The organism is Capilliphycus salinus ALCB114379, assembly GCF_047276495.1.
GTDB classification, from domain to species: domain Bacteria; phylum Cyanobacteriota; class Cyanobacteriia; order Cyanobacteriales; family Microcoleaceae; genus Capilliphycus; species Capilliphycus salinus.
Map to the genome: position 1 here is coordinate 5,834,621 of NZ_CP178543.1, position 16,814 is coordinate 5,851,434.

Here is a 16,814-nt window from a genome sequence, read left to right on the forward strand (position 1 = left end):
GTAAAGGTTGGGATTGACACTCCTCTGGTTTAAATTAACTCGAACGAAGATTCGGTTAAACTGGGGATATTTTAACTCAATTTTCCGATAAAATTTCCACCGTTCCCTGATAACCATCGACTCGCACCCGCTGACCATTTTTTAACAGAGAAACCGCGTGATGAATATTCATAACGGCTGGAATTCCATATTCGCGAGCGATAATGGCGCCGTGAGAAAGTTGTCCGCCGACTTCGGAAATAATCGCCTGAGCATTAATTAACAAAGGCGCCCAACCGGCATCTGTATAAGGAACAACTAAAATATATTTTCCTTCGTTGTTGGTGAGACTATCTCCGATACTGCGACAAATTTGAATGGTTCCTTCTACACAACCAACACTCGCGGGAATTCCGGTGAGAATTGACGAATTTTCAGCATCGGGATGGCTAGAAGTTAGGGTTTTTGGAAGGGTATTTCCGTAAACCACACCGGGAATTTGAATGTTTTTATCTTGTTCAAATTGTTCTCGTCTGGCTTTGACTTTGGCTTTGAGAGAAGTTGTATTTTCGTGACGAATCCAATCTTGAATTTCGGCAAATTCTAAAAAGAAGATATCGTTAGTTTGGTCTAACAAATTGGCGGCGACTGCTTTTTCGGCAATTGCCAAAAACGTCCATCGCAAATGGGCTAATAGTTTCCCATAAACTTCGGCAATTCTTCCCTTTGTAATCGCCCGTTCTCGACATTGAGACAGGCGCCAACGTTGCCAATAGTTGAGGATTTTGTGATTAAATTTTGCGGCTTTGACCGAGGGATTTTGAATCATTGAAAACAGGGTTTTCCGAAACACTTCGGGCTGTTCTTTCCAGGTAGATACTGCGATATCAGTCCCGACTTCGCTCAAATACCCGTAGGTGTTTAACCAGGCGTCAAATTCGGCTTGAAAATCCGAGATTTGATTGAATTGTTGTTCTAACTCGGAGAAAGAAGCGGTTTGATGAATGGGGGTTTGTTCTCGAAATTTATCGGCTATTTTTTGCAGCGAACACATCGCCATCACTTCCGGGTTATTTTCAGTCGGTAGCCATTCATCAGACACTCGAAAAATAGCCCGTCGAACCGCCAAGCCAATCGGCCCCAAAATGTTATAATAAGTGACGGGTTTGAGCAAGTCTTGAATCCGTTCGGCACGGTCTATAAGTTTGTCGAGAGATTGAGAACTTAACGGGAAAGATTGGGTGTTGAATTCGGCTTTGAGTTGATTTAATGCGGGTAAAAAAGTTTTACGATAATCTCGCTGAAAGGATTTAACTAAAATCATTTCTCGCCGCACCAAACGCCACAAACCAGGTAAAGAAGGTAATAGCGTACTGATGGGAGGTTTTCCCATTTTTTGACCTCGCAGCAAGAATTCTAACCCCTGTTCCGGCAATCCCATCATCCGAAAAATTGCACCGAGTAAGGTGGCATTAAAATAAGCGTGAGAACCCAACAAAGTGGCGGTTTCGTTAAAGTTGAGTTGGGCGGCTTTTTGACCCAAAACCAGGGTAAAAATTTCCCCCCAAACGCCACAAGTCAAAGGACGATTAATCGACCAAGTTAAAGGCGGAATCGTGCCGGGAATCACTTCTGCGGCGATAGTTCTCGTCCAAATCGGTCTAAGATTTGTAATCGGACGAGTTTGTAAAATCCAGATATTTTCCTCATCCCAACCCCATTCGATATCTTGAGGCAAACCGTGATAAAAGGTTTCAATTTCTTGAGCCAGTTGCACCAATTCTGCTATAATATTTCCGGGGATGAGAGAGGAATTTTTGAGCGGGTTTAAAATTTGGTTTTTCGGGTCGAGGTTGCTGAAGTCAATTTCTAAATGAAGGGGGGTAAACTTCCCGCCAACCACTCCTTCGGCACCGTCCGGTAAAGCCTCAATAATCACTTTTGACGAACCATCCAACGGATGACGGCTAAACATCACCCCGGCGGCTTTACTACTAATATAAGGTTGAACTAAAACCGCAATCCCTTCGTCGGGAATTCGCCGCTGACGCCGATAAGAAATTGCCTCCGAACTCCAATAAGACTGACGACAAGTTTCAATCGCTTCAAATAATTCAGCCTGAGTCGTTACCGGCCCAATTGTTTCATATTGTCCGGCGGCCGAACTGTTATCGCTATCTTCTCCAATCGCTGAAGACCGAACAATTAAAGGCAGGCGAGAACTGGGAAGGGGTAGAGTAAAATTCTCTAATTTTGATGAAGTTTTGGTTTCGGGTTCAAAGGCGGGTAAAACCCAACCGGAAGGCACTTTAAATCCCGCCCGTTTGAGTTGACTTAATCGGGCCGCTTTTTCACCGTAAATTTTTTCATCTAACGGTTCAGATAAAGTAGATAAACGCTGTTTTTTAGACAAACCAAAATCATCTCCTTGACGCAAATTAATAAAAACTAAAGTGACCGCCAAACCGATAGCCGCCAAGATTTGAAACAGAAAGTCAGCAAGAGAAGTTGAGAAGGGAATTCGCCATAATCCTACCCAAAAAGGGCCGCTAAGACAACCCCAACGCACCCCCCGGAGTCGGGCTAAAGTGGGATGGGCGGGAGTGACTAAACGCCCAATTTGCCAAATCAGGAAGCCGGTGATGCCCGTACTCAACGCCACCGTAACCGAGTAAACGAGAACCCCCCAAGTCGCGTTGGTGACGCCTCCGCCCCGAGCGATGAAATATCGACCCAAGACTAAAAAGATTAATCCTACTAATTGTAAGGCAGAAATCTCAGGAAACCAGGCTTTGGCGAGTAACACGGGTAAAATTCCTCGGGCTATCTCGCCCAAAACTGCGGCGATTCCGGCTTTTTTTCCGGCATGGGTGAAGGCGGCGGCCACACTGACGTTACCGGTGCCGACTTGCGTTAGGTCGATACCCGTGAAAATTCTAACGACAACGTGAGTCAGAGGGAAAGCACCCAAACCAAAACTACTGAGAATGAAAACGATTAGTTTCCCAAAAAACATTGGATTGTAGTTATGCGTAAGATGATATTCTCATGTTTTATCGTTAGATGGTAAATTCGGCAATAAAAGATTAACGATTGACACAGGAATCGAGATTTAATAAGACATAGGGAAAGGCAAAGGTAAACCAACCTTCCCAAACTTGTTCGGCTTGTTGGCTGTCGATAAAACTGTTGACCATTCTCTGCCACTGGGTATCGTTATTGGGCAAAACTAACCCGTAAAAATCGCAGGTGAGCGGTTTTTCGGGAACTAAGGTGTAGTTTTCCATCGGTAATTTTTGTCTGAAAATTTCCCCGAGGGTGAGAATTCCGTCGTTGGCAAAGGTATCAATCCGGTTGGTTGTTACGGCTTTAACGGCTTCGGAAATGGCATTTTCTCCCCGAAAGAATACGGTGTCGGTTTGAGGGTATTGTTGGCGGATAAAGAGTTCATTGGTTGAGTTTTTGACGACTCCGGTTTTCACGTTGTCGAGGCTGGTATTGGGCAGAATTTTATCTTCATTTTCGGCGGGAATTAAAAATTGGGTTCCGGTAATAAAGAAGGCTTTAGAAAAGCTAATTCCGGGAATATTATTGCGAATCGAGTTGGGGCCGCATTCGAGATGAACGGTTTTATTTCTAACAATTTGAAAGCGGTTGTCGATATTGGATGGAAATCTGACCAATTGAACTTTAACGGGCGTGTTGAGTTTTTCGGTTAAATGATTGGCAAAATCATTGAGAAATTCTGAACAATATCCCGTCCAATTTTGTTTATCATCAATGTAACCAAAGGGAACCGCATCCCGTCTCATGGCGGCTTTTAAGACACCCGTCCGTTGAATTTCTTCTAAAATTGTTTCGCCTGCGGGGGGCTGAGGAACTTCAACAATGGGTCCTTTTGGTAACAGTGGGGCGGGTATGGACTTTCCGTAGGCGGTTTCCAATTGTTCTAGAGAAAGGGATTGGATGAAGTTGATATCTAAGCCTTCTTGACTGAGGGATTTGTTGTAAGAAGAACTTAAATAGGGTAGGTCTTGTTGACGCTGTTTGAGGTAGACGTTAAAAAAAGCCGTACTCAAGCCGAAAAAATAGGGTCTTCCCAGGTCAAAGTTCTCACCAATAATAAATTTAGGAACCCCCGCAACCCCTTTGGTATCCGACCGCAATGTTGACGTAAAATGTGTTCCGGGGTTTAATAACGAGAGATATTTATTGGGGGAATTTAACCATAAAAACGGGTGAATTTGTTCTTGAATAACGGGCGTGACAATATCATTTGCACCCGCAACCATTAAGGTGGGAACTTCGACTTTTCTCATTCCTTCCGGGCCGTACAAAGCGCTCGTTAAGGGATGGGCGGCGACGACGGCTTTAATACGAGGGTCGCGCAAATCGTAGTTATTTGGGGGCAGATAAACCGCCCGACATTGCAGTAATAAAGACACGTTTAAGCTAAAGTTCTCGGGCGTGCATTGTTGCTGCAATCGATTGTAATTGATCTCCGCTCCTCCCAAGGCTAAAGCGGTGGTTCCCCCAAAGGAATTCCCAATCACTCCAATGTTATTAAAATCTATTAGTTTTTTCCAAAAGGGGTCGGTTTTCACCAATTTTTCGACCTCATCCAACAGATAAATAATATCTAAAGGACGGCTGACATATTCAATCGGACTCAGGAGTAAATCGACCTCGCCCCGAATAAAAGCTTCTCGATAGTTTAAACTGCTGCCAATGTGTTCGGGAGTGGCGACAATAAAACCGTAAGAAGCGATATGTCGGGCTAAACTATCGTGACCTTTGTAGGAACCAAATCCGTGACTGGAAATAATTAAAGGAACGGGTTCGGTGAGTCCTTCGGGGATTAAAAAATCGACATCCAGTCGATAGGAACCGGCTAAACCCGTCTCGGTTTGACGAATATTCCGAACTTGAAAACTGACTTCTTTTTTTGTGAGTTGATAGGGGCCGGTTTCTCGCAAATCGGGCAACTGAGAAAAGTCAACTTTGGGTTCGGCTGCGGCTTCGGTTTCCGCTTCTTTAATAATGGCTTGAGTTGCGGCTTCTCGATATTCTAATAAAATTGGTAATTCTTCGGCGAGTTGAAAGATGAGATTGGCATCAACTTGTATACTTTCTGCGGGAAATTTCCGAATCACATTTAATAAGGTAAACCCTCCGGGGTCGGAAGCGGCGGTAATAATTGCCGTGCGTAAAGCTTCGGAACCATTGGTATTGGCTTCGACCTGCAAAACCTGTCCTAAACGTTCAAATATAGGGTCCGCAAGGGGCATATTAATTGCCCGAGAAACAATTTCGGGGTTAACATCAAAGCGCCTTCCCAAAACTTGCCGCAAACTTTCGACTCGGGTTTTGCCGATTAATTTTGCATAAACTCCAAAGTCACCCGTAATTTTCCCTTCATTGACAAAAGTCTCTAAGTTTTTGACGGACATATAGACTTTGACGGGGGGATAGGAAAAGGTAATCTCTTCGGCGCCCAATACTGGTTTTGGCTTGAACAAATTGGGCAGGATTCCCCCACCCCAGACCAAACCTAAAGAGAGTAAGCTGACGAGACTAACTCGGCTTATTTTAGCTCGCTTGTTCATATTAAATCAGACTTGAGGACGACTAGGATTGAGTATAAGGTAATTCGGCTTAGTTGTGAACCTTTCCGGCAAGGATCTTTTTGATTTCATCGCTAGTCAATGGCTGAAATTGGATACCGTCTATCTTGATTTGTTTCGATTTCCCGCTCAATTGCCTGCTGATAGGTACTGACAAAATGATTTAGCCCAAACTCTTCATTTTGAGTTAAAAAAGACCATTTCTGACCCAGATGAACATAAACTAATTTTTTGGTGTTGGTTAAGGGTAATAGGGTAAAGCTGTCCCCCAGATTAACAATGCGGTAGCTGTTGGGAATAAGCTGACTGTGACCCTCAGCAAATATGGGATCTCCTACGCGGGGACTGGCATAAGTATAGAGTCGAATTTGATTCTTGAACTGAGGAAGACGAATGGCAACGTCCATGCTGGCAAGAGTCGCAAGGGCGCCACCCAAACTATGACCGGAAAAATAAAGGGGAACTTTTGGGTTTAATTCCCGAACGGCGGCAATGACAGATTCGGCAATACTACTATATAGATTTGCAAATCCTTTATGGATATTTCCCATAAATTGAAAGGGAAATTGATCGTTAATGTCTTCAGTCTGAGACACCATTAAATTTTGAATCCATTCGTTTGTTTGTTGCGTACCCCGAAACACAATTAAATTGGCTCGATCCGAAGTTAATACAAATCCCCAATACACCGGAATTTTCCACTGAATTGAGATCACTTGTCCGGCTGTGCGCTTGATAATCCGTTCGACCACATCGAGCTTTTCTTCGAGCGGATCGTTAAAAGGTATAACAGTATTAATTGAGTTTGGCACTTCAATATCTTCTGAAATTTCCGCAAGATCCGGGCCGAGAATTGAGGTAACTTGAGTATAGGATTTTAACCGATCCGTGTAGCTTGGAAGCGTTTGAATGGAACCATCATATCCGGGTTTGTACTTGCCAAAAATATATTGCTCGGTACTGACTCGGCTGCACTGAATTAACTGTTTTGAAATGCTGCGATTGTAGGGGACTGTGGGTGGATTTAAGTTCAAGGAATCCTGAATTTCCTCAACTTTGGCGGTCATTTGTCCATCCGCATTTAGAGCCGATGTCAGAGATTTATCAATGTAATCCGGCGATCGCAAAAATAGCTCTGTCAAAATGCTTTGTTGCTGTCCCAAAGTCCTCAGTCGGAGGAATTCATGCACTGCGGTTGCGCTGGTTCCAGCCAGTAGAATCTTGATCAAAAGTTGTCGTCGGCTGAGTCTAATCATACTCTGTCTTTCTAAACTTATCAATGAATAATTGACAATTGATAATTGATCATTAATTAATGAGGTTTAAGACCTCTCCTTTCAAGGAGAAAAAAGAAAAATTATTTCCTCTCTATCAATCCTATACATAATGGTCGAGGTAATTATCCATTATCCATTATTAATTATCAATTATTGAATTGTAGCCTTCACAGCCGTTGAAGTAGTATTGGTTGGCGGTTCGTCCTGTTATCCACATCCAAGTACATAGGGCCGCAGAAATTGCAAATCGGTTCACCAAAGGAATCCAAATACTAATAACAATTACCGTCACCCAAGCCATAAAAGCCGTTGCAAATGCCCCCAATAGACCAAACACACTTCCCACAATTCCTAGAAAATCTTGTCCTTGTTGAAAGTTCCACTGCGCCCCCACGTCTCGAATCATTTTCAGGGCGATAATCCCGGTAATTGCAATTGTGATTAAAAGCAGGTTCGGAAATGGATTCAATCCCAAGATAGCCGCCAACAGTGCGTAGTTAAAGACCAATTCTCGGCTCTGTCGATAGCAGCGAATAATGTTTAGAGATTTTTCGGATTCGGTTTTTGAATGCGCTTGAGACATAGTGAAAAAGAAAGAAAGGACGAGGAGTAGAGCTAAAAGTGCCTGCTTCATGGACTTTTGTGCATCTCCTCTATTTTACAGAAAGTGCGATTCAACCGATGAAAGTTTATCCGAATTTAAGGTGGTGTCGGGTTAATATTAACTCCGACTCATATTGACAACAACCCGTCCCATCAATCTTTGAGTTTAATATGATGAGATGATGACAATTAAACCTTCTGTTTTTAGTCTAAACTTTGGTCTTTACTGCCGATGATTTGAGTTAAAACGTTTGTAAGTTGATGGGAAGTCGCGGAGGAGAGGAAACTGAGGGTGTGGGGTTCTTGGCTGATTGTTACCGCATAGGACGAACGCAAATAGGGTTGATAGTTGGGTTTATTGCCGATATAAACTTGAAAAAATGCCAGACTAAACGCATTAACATAGGATTCGATCATCGGTAAGTTTTCACTGACTAATTCGGGTAAAGCTTCTTCTTCTAAAGATTCAAATTCTTTTAAAGCTTCAAAGTTTATATTTAGGTGTTGTCCGCCTTTGATCAGTGAAAAATATTTATTTGGGGAAGATAACCAGGTGAAAGAATTGAGTTGTTCGAGCATTACCGGCGTGAGTTGATCGTGACTTCCCGCCCCCCAAAAAATCGGCAGATTGACTTGATTTAAACTGGCTTGACCAAACACACTACTGCTCACCGGATCGACCAGAAAAATGGCTTGAATTCGGTCATCTTTTAAGTTATAATTTTGTTGGGGAAGTGTCAGGGCTTGGCATTGCAATAAACGGGAAAGATTTAACAATTCAATGGGAGATCGACAATCTTGTTTTAGCTGCTCAAAATTGATTTTGGCTCCGGCTAAAGCCAGGGCGGTATAGGCGCCGAAAGATTGACCGGCGATTCCCACTTTTTTGAGGTTTAATTTCCCTTGAAATTGAGTTAAATTTCGGCTTTCGAGTTCGTCGAGAACTTGGGTAATATCTAGAGGGCGGTTGATGAATTCCTGCACGTCAAAAACATCCGCTTCTCGCCCTTCAAAAAACCCTTGTAAATAGCTAAAGTTGCTTCCCGGATGATGAACGCTGGCGACAACATAGCCGTGAGAAACCAGGTGGTTAACCAAATGCAACCAGGTTTCGGAAGTGGCACCCAAACCGGGAGAAATTAGGATAACTGGGGTTGATTCTGGTTCGGGTTGTAGTTGAGTTGGGTAATAAAGATTAACCGAAAATTCGCGATCGCGTTTTGTATCTTCGAGTATAAATGTTTCTCGCGAAAGCTGATATTGACCTGTTTGACGAATATCCTCTAATTGAGAAAAGTCTGTTTTGGGTTCCCGTTGTGCTTCGGTTTCGGTTAATTCTTCTAGGGCTTGAATAAAAGATAAAGTCCCTTGTTTTAAACTGGAGAATTGGTCAAATAATTCTTGAATTTTAACGACATTAATCTGAACGTCACCCGGAAACTGACGGAGAACATTAAGAAGGGTAAATCCTTCGGGATGTTCTGCGGCTTTCAGCACGGCATCTTGGAGAGCGATAGCCCCATTTTGATCCGCTTTAACTTGGATCATTTCTCCGATAGTTTCAAAGAAAAGTTCACCCATTTTTGCTTTAAAAACTTGCCGAACTTGATCGGAATTAACCGATAATTCCATCACTAACAGTTGACGCAGTTGTTCTTGTTGTTCCAAGCTTAAAAGATTCAGATAGGGAGAAAGTTCGGGGTCAATTTTATTCTCTTTAGCATAGCTTTCTAACGTGCTAACAGAAACAGAAGTTTCCATCGAACCATAGTCAATATAAATGCGTTCAGCCGCTTGCACCGGAAAGGAATTCAAAACAAAAGATAAAACACCCAACGCGAGCCAGCGAGACTGTTTAAAGACTTTCTTCATTTTTTCAATAAAATTAATCTAGAGTTTGTTTGTTCAATGACCGCTCCTCATGGTAATAAAATCACGAGAAGATCAACTAAGTAGAAGCATCCTTGATAAATTTTAAACCTTATTTCTAAAAACGTGTTGCCTCAAACTGAAGACCATCCTATTTTTGTGCATAATTTTTTTCAATCCCGTGACTTTAGATACCATTTGAGATAAATTTGAGATAAAATAAAACACTAGAGTAATCCCAATAAAGTTTAAATAAAGTTGAAATTGTCAAAACAAAAACAAATATCAATCATCGGTTGGCGAGAGTGGGTTGCATTACCCGAACTTGGAGTAACAGCAATCAAAGCCAAAATTGATACAGGCGCCCGTTCTTCAGCCATTCACGCTTTTCACGTCGAAACCTTTTGGAAAGGTGAAAAGCACTGGGTTCGCTTTCAAATGCACCCTTTCCAACGAAATACATCGGAAACAATTACCGCAGAAGCCCAAATTTTAGATGAACGAGAAGTTCGTAATTCTGGGGGTCACGCCGAAAAAAGAATCGCAATTTTAACCACAGTTGAACTTGAAAAACAGCGATGGCCTATTGAATTAACTTTAACCAATAGAGATGTGATGGGGTTTCGGATGTTACTGGGTCGGGCTGCGGTGCGAGGGCATTTTTTGGTGAATCCGGGTCGGTCTTATTTGCTAAGTCAAAAACCCAAAAATTTAGACTTATCGGAACAGGATGACGACGATGAGTTAGATTCGGATTAATGTTATTTTAGGAGTTAAAAACATGATGAAAATTGATATTCAAAAAATTGTTGTACCGCCCGGTAATCAAGTTTTGCTAAAAGATATAACTTGGCATGAATTTGAACAAATTTTAGAGGAACTCGGAGAAGATCGCGCCTCTCGGCTGTCTTTTAGCAGCGGAGTTTTAGAAATTATGACGCCTTCGACCGAACATGAAAAAGACAAAGAAATCATTGGGGAATTAGTTAGAATGTTATTGGATGCACTTGATATTGATTTTGAGGCTTTGGGTTCAACCACGTTTAAAAGCGAACAAATGACCCAAGCTATAGAAGCAGATACCTGTTTTTATATTCAAAATCATCAAGCAGTTATTGGTAAAAATAGAATAGATTTAACGGTCGATCCGCCTCCCGATATCGCCGTAGAAATTGATATCACTTCCCGGACTAAATTTGAGAATTATCGCCTGTTGGGAGTTCCCGAACTTTGGCGTTATACTCTAAAAGGTTTGGAGATTAATTTATTACAAACGGGCGAATATATCCAATCTGAAACTAGCCCCAATTTTCCGGAAATTCCGATTGTTGAGTTGATTAATCGGTTCGTTGAAAAAGCACTAACTCAAGGAAGAAGCCAAGCGGTTTGAGAGTTTAGACGGTGGATAAAAGAGAAGATTAACTGATTAAGGCTTTGATATTTTCTAAAGCTATTTTTACCCTGTTTTCCGCAGTTTCGGAAAGGCGATCGCATAACTCAAAGTTAACTCCGGGAACGGAAATTAACCACGCTTCGGGTGTTTTGTTATACAGATTTTTTGCTAAAGTTAATAGGGATTGGGGGTTGAGATAATGACCCCAATTTAATTCGGTGCTTTCCAAGGGTTTTACGGGTAAAATTTCTACCGTTTCCCCCGTCATAGACGCATCAACAAAAATTGCTAAATCCACTTGCGTTAAGTTTTCGGCGACTTCGGGAACTAACTGATGTAAACTTTGCGATCGCACGTTGGGAAGATTCCAGTTTTCGACTTCCGTTGCTACTGCTTGTCCGATCCCGTCATCGCCGCGAATGGGATTACCATATCCAAGAACTAAGACGGTTTTTTGAGTCATTTTTGAGGGTTAATTTATCATAGAAAAAAGTTTGTATTTGCGCTACTCTACGAGAAGGCGAAGCCCCAGAGCGTGCTAAAATTCTAATTGTGCTAAAGCACAACAACAGACAAAAATTATTGTAAAATTCATCAAGTCAACATAATCTAAACTGTATGAATCTCAAAAAAATAGTTTACCTCCTCCTCGCCATTGCGGGTTTAATTTTTCCCTGGTATTACAATCTTCAATTTTTTGCTAACGGGAGTTTGGGGGAATTTGTCGCCGCTCCTGCGGGGAATTTGGCAACGCAATCGATTAGTTTAGACCTGTTTATTGCGACTGTTGTTGGTTCGGTTTGGATGTATTTTGAATCAAAACGGTTGGAGATTAAGTTGGGGTTTGTTTATATTTTAATTGGGTTTTTAATTGCGTTTTCTTTTGCATTACCTCTGTTTTTATATGTTCGAGAAGGCAAGTTAGAAGATGAACTTAATACAACTTCTCCTTAAGAAAATTCGGGGCGAGTTTAGACAGTGTTATGGGGATGGGGCGGGTTTAACTCAATCTCGGAGTGGTCGTCAAGATCTTCGGATGAACCCGCCCCTACATCACAATCATTGATTAGTTGATATCATATGAACAGTGACCAGTAAATATTGAATTTATCACTGAACGCTGTAAAGAATACGCCCCGAACCATTATCAAATGGGTTGAATTGCAGTTATAATTAATTACGGAAAACCTCGTTGGCAATGCTACCATCGGGGCGAATTAACTGCACCTGCAAGGGCATTTGACCCACCGCATGAGTCGAACAGCTTAAACAGGGATCGTAGGCGCGAATACCCGCTTCTACCCGGTTTAATAGCCCTTCTGGAATTTCGTTTCCATGAATATAATGTTGGGCAATTTGAGTGACCGTTTTATTCATGGCGAGGTTATTTTGTCCGGTGGCAATAATCAAATTCACCTTCTGAATTAAGCCATTTTCATCGACGTTGTAGTGATGAAATAACGTTCCTCGCGGGGCTTCGCTAACGCCAATTCCTTCTAAATTGTTAATCCCTGCTTTCGCCCGAAACCGTGAAGAAACGACATCCGAATCGTCAACTAAACGCTCAATTTCTTCCAAACAAGCGAGAATTTCTATGAGTCTCGCGTAGTGATAAAAGAAGGAAGAAGTCGCCACCCGTCCACCCGCACGATCGCGAAATTCTTGTAATTCCCGATCGGCTTCCGGGGTACCAATGCGATCGCAAACGTTCAACCGGGCTAACGGTCCAACCCGGTACATTCCATCAGGATATCCTAGCGGTTTGTAGTAGGGAAACTTGAGATAAGACCAATTTTCAACCGCTTCTCCCAAGAAGTCTTGGTAATTATTTTCACTCAAGCGATCCGCAACAATATTCCCATCACTATCAACAAACCGCAGATGACCGCCATAATGTTCCCAGTCGCCATTTTCTGCAACCAAACTCATAAATAATGAGGGGAATTTTCCAAAGGCGTCCACCTCATCGGTAAAGTGAGAATCCAGCAAATTTTTAAACAGAGAAAGGGCGTTTTTTGCGGTATCTTTTGACTCGGGAAGGCGTTCTTTTATCCAAGTTCGACCTTCTTCGGATAAGGGCGATCGCACCCCTCCCGGCACCGCCCAAGCCGCATGAATTTTCTTCGCGCCCAATATTTCAATCACCGTTTGACCAAACTGACGCAGGCGAATTCCTCCCCTTGCTAAATCCGGATCGGAAGCAATTAATCCGAATATATTTCGTTTCGCCGGATCGCTATCCCAACCGATCAGAAAATCGGGACTGCTGAGGTGGAAAAACGATAGCGCGTGGGATTGAGTTAACTGGGCTAAATTCATCATTCGCCGCAGTTTTTCACCCGCAGGAGGAACTTGAACGGCCAATATTTTATCGCCCGTTTTTGCGGAGGCGAGTAAATGACTCACCGGACAAATTCCGCATATTCTGGCGGTAATTCCTGCCATTTCAAACATCGGGCGACCTTCGCAGAATTTCTCAAAGCCGCGAAATTCTACAACGTGAAATCGAGCATTTTCTACTTCGCCCGCATCATCTAAATAGACCGAAATTTTAGCGTGACCCTCGATTCTTGTTACCGGGTCAATGACAACTGTTTTAGACATAAAGAGTTATCCTTTTTTTATCCAAATTTGAGCATTTCTCGCCCTTCAATTTGGGGTTTTTCTCCTTCTAATAAGGGTGCGATCGCGGCTTTAATCCGATCGGCGGGTGGCGGACAACCCGGTAAAAACAAATCGACATCCACGACTTCATGGATGGGGCGGACGCGATCAAGCAGTTCCGGGACGATACCGGGGTCTTTCGGAATTTGCGGCGTGACATCACCTAACTCTAAATAACAACGTTTTAAAACAGGTTCGGAACCCCCCAACATATTTCGCATGGCGGGAACGTTCGCTGTTACTGCACAGTCTCCGAAAGAAATCAGCAGTTTCGATCTTTCTCTAGCTTTTTTTAACAATTCAAAATTTTCTTCATTGGCAACCGCCCCTTCCACCAAACAAACATCTACATTTTCGGGAAATTCTTTGATGTCGCTGCCCACCGGACTGAAGACAACATCGACTTTTTCTGCTAGGTCAATTAGCCATTCATCTAAGTCTAAAAAAGACATATGACAGCCCGAACAACCCGCCAACCAAATGGTTGCAAATCTTATCTTAGCCATTCTTTTTTCTCCCGTGCGGTAACAATAAAGTCAAGTTTAGAATGGTCGTGAATCATTTCTTCTACTGTAGATCCTTTGCGGAAAATTGAACCCGTCGGACAAGCATCTACACATTTTCCACAAGAAGTACAAGCGCTAACTTGACCCCAAGGTTGATTTAATCCGGTAATCACTTTCGCATCGGCACCCCGTCCAGCAACATCCCAAACGTGGGCGCCTTCAATTTCATCGCAGACTCGAACACAGCGAGTACAGAGAATACAACGGTTGTGATCGATGCCAAATTGGGGATGAGAAATATCAACTTCTCGCTTGGGAAAATTGTAGGGAAAACGGGTATGATCCATCCCAACTTCTATCGCCACATCTTGCAGTTGACAGTTACCATTTGACACGCAAACTGCACAGACATGATTCCCTTCTGAGAATAACAATTCTATTACCATTTTACGGTATTCTTGCAGTTGGGAACTCTGCGTTGTTACTTCCATTCCTTCGGAAACTTCGGTAACACAAGCGGGAAGTAATCTGTTAATTCCTTTGATTTCAACCAAACATAACCGACAGGCGCCCACGTCGGAAATTCCTTCTAAATGGCAAAGGACGGGGATGTGTACTCCCGCTTCTTTGGCGGCGTCTAATATTGTTGAACCTTCTTCGATGGCGACGTCAATTCCATCTATTTTTAGGGTTTTTACAGACATAAATGTGTTCTCCTCTTTGAGTTTTATCCCCCCTCGCCCCCCTTAAAAAGGGGGGAATTAGTCTCCCCAAACCCCCATTTCCAAGGGGGGATCAAGGGGGGATTTAATCCGGGGGTAGACCGGGGGAAATTGGCTTTCTTCAACCCTCTTTTTTAAGGGGAAATTGGCTTTCTTCAACCTCCCTTAGAAAGAGGGGAATTGGCTTTCTTCAACCTCCCTTTTTAAGGGGGAAATTGGCTTCCTCCCGCCTCCCCACCCCCCTTTTTAAGGGGGGGATCAAGGGGGGATCGAAGGGAGGGAGGTTCCGCAGGGGTCGGGATGGGGTTGTTGTTTGAGTTGGATGGGTGTTGATCCCCCCTCGCCCCCCTTAAAAAGGGGGGAATTGGCTTTCTTTAACTCCCCTGCCTCCCAACCCCCTTTTTTAGGCAGAAGGGGGGATTTAATCTGGGGGTTGACCGGGGGAGAATTGGCTTTCTTCAACCCCCCTTTTTAAGGGGGGAAGGGGGGATTTAATCTGGGGGTCAACCTAAACAAGCGGCCAAATCTTCATCGGGGGTGGTAATGGGTTTTAGGTTGTATTTCTCCGATAATAAATTCAACACGTTGGTCGAAAGAAAGGCAGGAATTGTCGGCCCCAAGCGAATATCTTTTATTCCCAAATACAACAGAGTTAACAACACCGCAACCGCTTTTTGTTCGTACCAAGACAGAATCATCGATAGCGGCAATTCGTTCACATCCATCTCAAACGCTTGGGCTAATCCCAACGCAATTTGAATGGCAGAATAGGCATCGTTACACTGTCCAACATCCATCAACCGGGGCAGATTTCCAATCTCTCCCAACTGTTTATCGAAGAAGCGGAATTTACCGCAAGCTAACGTTAAAACAATGCAATCTTTGGGAACTTTTTCCACAAATTCGGTGTAATAATTCCGATCCGGTTTCGCGCCATCGCAACCGCCAACCAGGAAGAAATGACGAATTTTGCCTTCTTTTACAGCCGAAATCACCTGATCCGCCACATTTAAAACGCTGTTTCGGGCAAAACCTACTGTTACTTGACGGGGTTCTTTTTCTTCTGTAAATCCCGGCAAACTGAGGGCTTTTTGAATGGCTGCGGTAAAGTTAGGGGTATTGTCTTCTGTATCCGGTAAATAGCTAATTCCCGGATAGCCAACCGGCCCCAACGTAAACAGTTTATCTTCGTAGGTTTCTTGGGTGGGCATTAAACAGTTTGTGGTGACAATAATCGCCCCCGGAAACTTCGCAAAATCTTTGGTTTGATTCTGCCAAGCCGTGCCATAATGCCCGTACAAATGGGGATATTTTTGCTTCAAAAGCGGATAACCGTGTGCGGGTAATAATTCGCCGTGCGTGTAAACGTTAATCCCGGTATTTTCGGTTTGTTTGAGAATCGCTTCGAGTTGTTTAATGTCGTGTCCCGACACTAAAATAGCCTTGCCCAATTTCGGGTTTAACGGAACAACCGTTGGCGTCGGATGACCGTAGGTTTGAGTGTGACCCGCATCCAACAATTCCATTGCCAAATAGTTGATTTCTCCGACTTTTAACGCCAAATTTACCCAATCTTCTAAACTGAGGTTATTTTGGTCTAAAGCGGCTAAGGCTTCATAACAAAATTGGTAAATGCGGTCATCTTCCTGACCCAATTCTTGGGCGTGAAAGCTGTAGGATGCCAACCCTTTAACCCCGTAAAGCACCGTTAATTTTAGCGAGAAAATATCAACGTCTGTTTTCGACTGGGTGATAAATTTTAGGGCGATATCTTGACCCTGTTGTGCCAAACTTTCGGTGTAGTCGGGTTCGTAACAACTCACCTCCGACCACTCAACTGAAGCTTCATGTTTTGCGACTTCAGCTTTTAAATTTTCCCGCAATTGAATCGCGTGTTGAATGGCTTCCCCAAAACGTTTTTTATTAAAGTTAACGTTGGTCATTGTGGAAAACAACGACTCGCAGGTAAACACATCTATTTCGCGAGTTGATATTCCCAATTCCTTCGCTTTTAACGCAACCGGGGCAATTCCCCGCAGGCAATAAACGAGTAAATCTTGAACGGCATTCACTTCTGGACTTTTACCACAAGCGCCCCACTGATGGCAACCTTGTCCGCTTGCGGTTTGTTCGCATTGTTCACAAAACATGGCTAATTCTCTTTGAAACTTCAACGG

General features: G+C 43.2%; 13 protein-coding genes. 3 read left to right on the forward strand and 10 right to left on the reverse strand.

Annotation, left to right across the window (positions count from 1 at the left end; genetic code table 11):
• Nucleotides 1–76: 76 nt before the first annotated feature.
• From ACL6C3_RS23680 to ACL6C3_RS23700, 5 genes are all read right to left on the reverse strand, one after another.
• On the reverse strand, nt 77–2,995 hold the full coding sequence (locus tag ACL6C3_RS23680; protein WP_413161650.1) for a glycerol-3-phosphate acyltransferase: 2,919 nt from the start codon (nt 2,993–2,995) through the stop codon (nt 77–79).
• Nucleotides 2,996–3,065: 70 nt separating this feature from the next.
• A complete protein-coding gene (locus tag ACL6C3_RS23685) occupies nt 3,066–5,585 on the reverse strand; it encodes an alpha/beta hydrolase (RefSeq protein ID WP_413161652.1) in 2,520 nt (839 codons plus the stop codon).
• 92 nt (nt 5,586–5,677) lie between these two features.
• Nucleotides 5,678–6,859 carry a lipase family protein gene (locus ACL6C3_RS23690; RefSeq protein ID WP_413161653.1) on the reverse strand — a complete coding sequence of 394 codons (1,182 nt, stop codon included), beginning with the start codon at nt 6,857–6,859 and terminating at the stop codon, nt 5,678–5,680.
• Between the two features lie 160 nt (nt 6,860–7,019).
• Nucleotides 7,020–7,463 (reverse strand): hypothetical protein, encoded by a 444-nt coding sequence (locus ACL6C3_RS23695; protein ID WP_413161654.1) that lies wholly within the window; start codon nt 7,461–7,463, stop codon nt 7,020–7,022.
• A 224-nt stretch (nt 7,464–7,687) separates the two neighbouring features.
• Nucleotides 7,688–9,355, reverse strand: coding sequence for an alpha/beta hydrolase (locus ACL6C3_RS23700; protein ID WP_413161656.1), 1,668 nt, complete (start codon nt 9,353–9,355; stop codon nt 7,688–7,690).
• A gap of 261 nt (nt 9,356–9,616) precedes the next feature.
• Here ACL6C3_RS23700 and ACL6C3_RS23705 point away from each other — a divergent pair, with 261 nt between their 5' ends.
• A complete protein-coding gene (locus ACL6C3_RS23705) occupies nt 9,617–10,111 on the forward strand; it encodes an ATP-dependent zinc protease (RefSeq protein ID WP_413161658.1) in 495 nt (164 codons plus the stop codon).
• A 22-nt stretch (nt 10,112–10,133) separates the two neighbouring features.
• Nucleotides 10,134–10,742, forward strand: coding sequence for a Uma2 family endonuclease (locus ACL6C3_RS23710; RefSeq protein WP_413161660.1), 609 nt, complete (start codon nt 10,134–10,136; stop codon nt 10,740–10,742).
• A 28-nt stretch (nt 10,743–10,770) separates the two neighbouring features.
• On the opposite strand, the gene ACL6C3_RS23715 is transcribed toward ACL6C3_RS23710, so the two are convergent.
• Nucleotides 10,771–11,208: a hydrogenase maturation protease gene (locus tag ACL6C3_RS23715; RefSeq protein ID WP_413161662.1), complete on the reverse strand. Its 438-nt coding sequence runs from the start codon at nt 11,206–11,208 to the stop codon at nt 10,771–10,773.
• A 155-nt stretch (nt 11,209–11,363) separates the two neighbouring features.
• On the opposite strand from ACL6C3_RS23715, the gene ACL6C3_RS23720 reads away from it, so the two are divergent.
• Nucleotides 11,364–11,699 (forward strand): DUF2834 domain-containing protein, encoded by a 336-nt coding sequence (locus ACL6C3_RS23720; RefSeq protein WP_413161664.1) that lies wholly within the window; start codon nt 11,364–11,366, stop codon nt 11,697–11,699.
• A gap of 219 nt (nt 11,700–11,918) precedes the next feature.
• Here the strand turns inward: ACL6C3_RS23720 and ACL6C3_RS23725 are convergent, their stop codons facing one another.
• From ACL6C3_RS23725 to hcp, 4 genes are all read right to left on the reverse strand, one after another.
• Entirely contained in the window at nt 11,919–13,349 is a 1,431-nt protein-coding gene (locus ACL6C3_RS23725; RefSeq protein WP_413161666.1) for a Ni/Fe hydrogenase subunit alpha, read from the reverse strand.
• Between the two features lie 17 nt (nt 13,350–13,366).
• Nucleotides 13,367–13,915: an oxidoreductase gene (locus ACL6C3_RS23730; protein WP_413161669.1), complete on the reverse strand. Its 549-nt coding sequence runs from the start codon at nt 13,913–13,915 to the stop codon at nt 13,367–13,369.
• Complete coding sequence (gene hoxU / locus ACL6C3_RS23735) at nt 13,903–14,619, reverse strand: bidirectional hydrogenase complex protein HoxU (protein WP_413161671.1); 717 nt, start codon at nt 14,617–14,619, stop codon at nt 13,903–13,905. Before hoxU ends, ACL6C3_RS23730 begins: the two co-directional genes overlap by 13 nt.
• Nucleotides 14,620–15,140: 521 nt before the next feature.
• Nucleotides 15,141–16,787, reverse strand: coding sequence for a hydroxylamine reductase (gene hcp, locus ACL6C3_RS23740; RefSeq protein WP_413161673.1), 1,647 nt, complete (start codon nt 16,785–16,787; stop codon nt 15,141–15,143).
• Between the last annotated feature and the right edge of the window lie 27 nt (nt 16,788–16,814).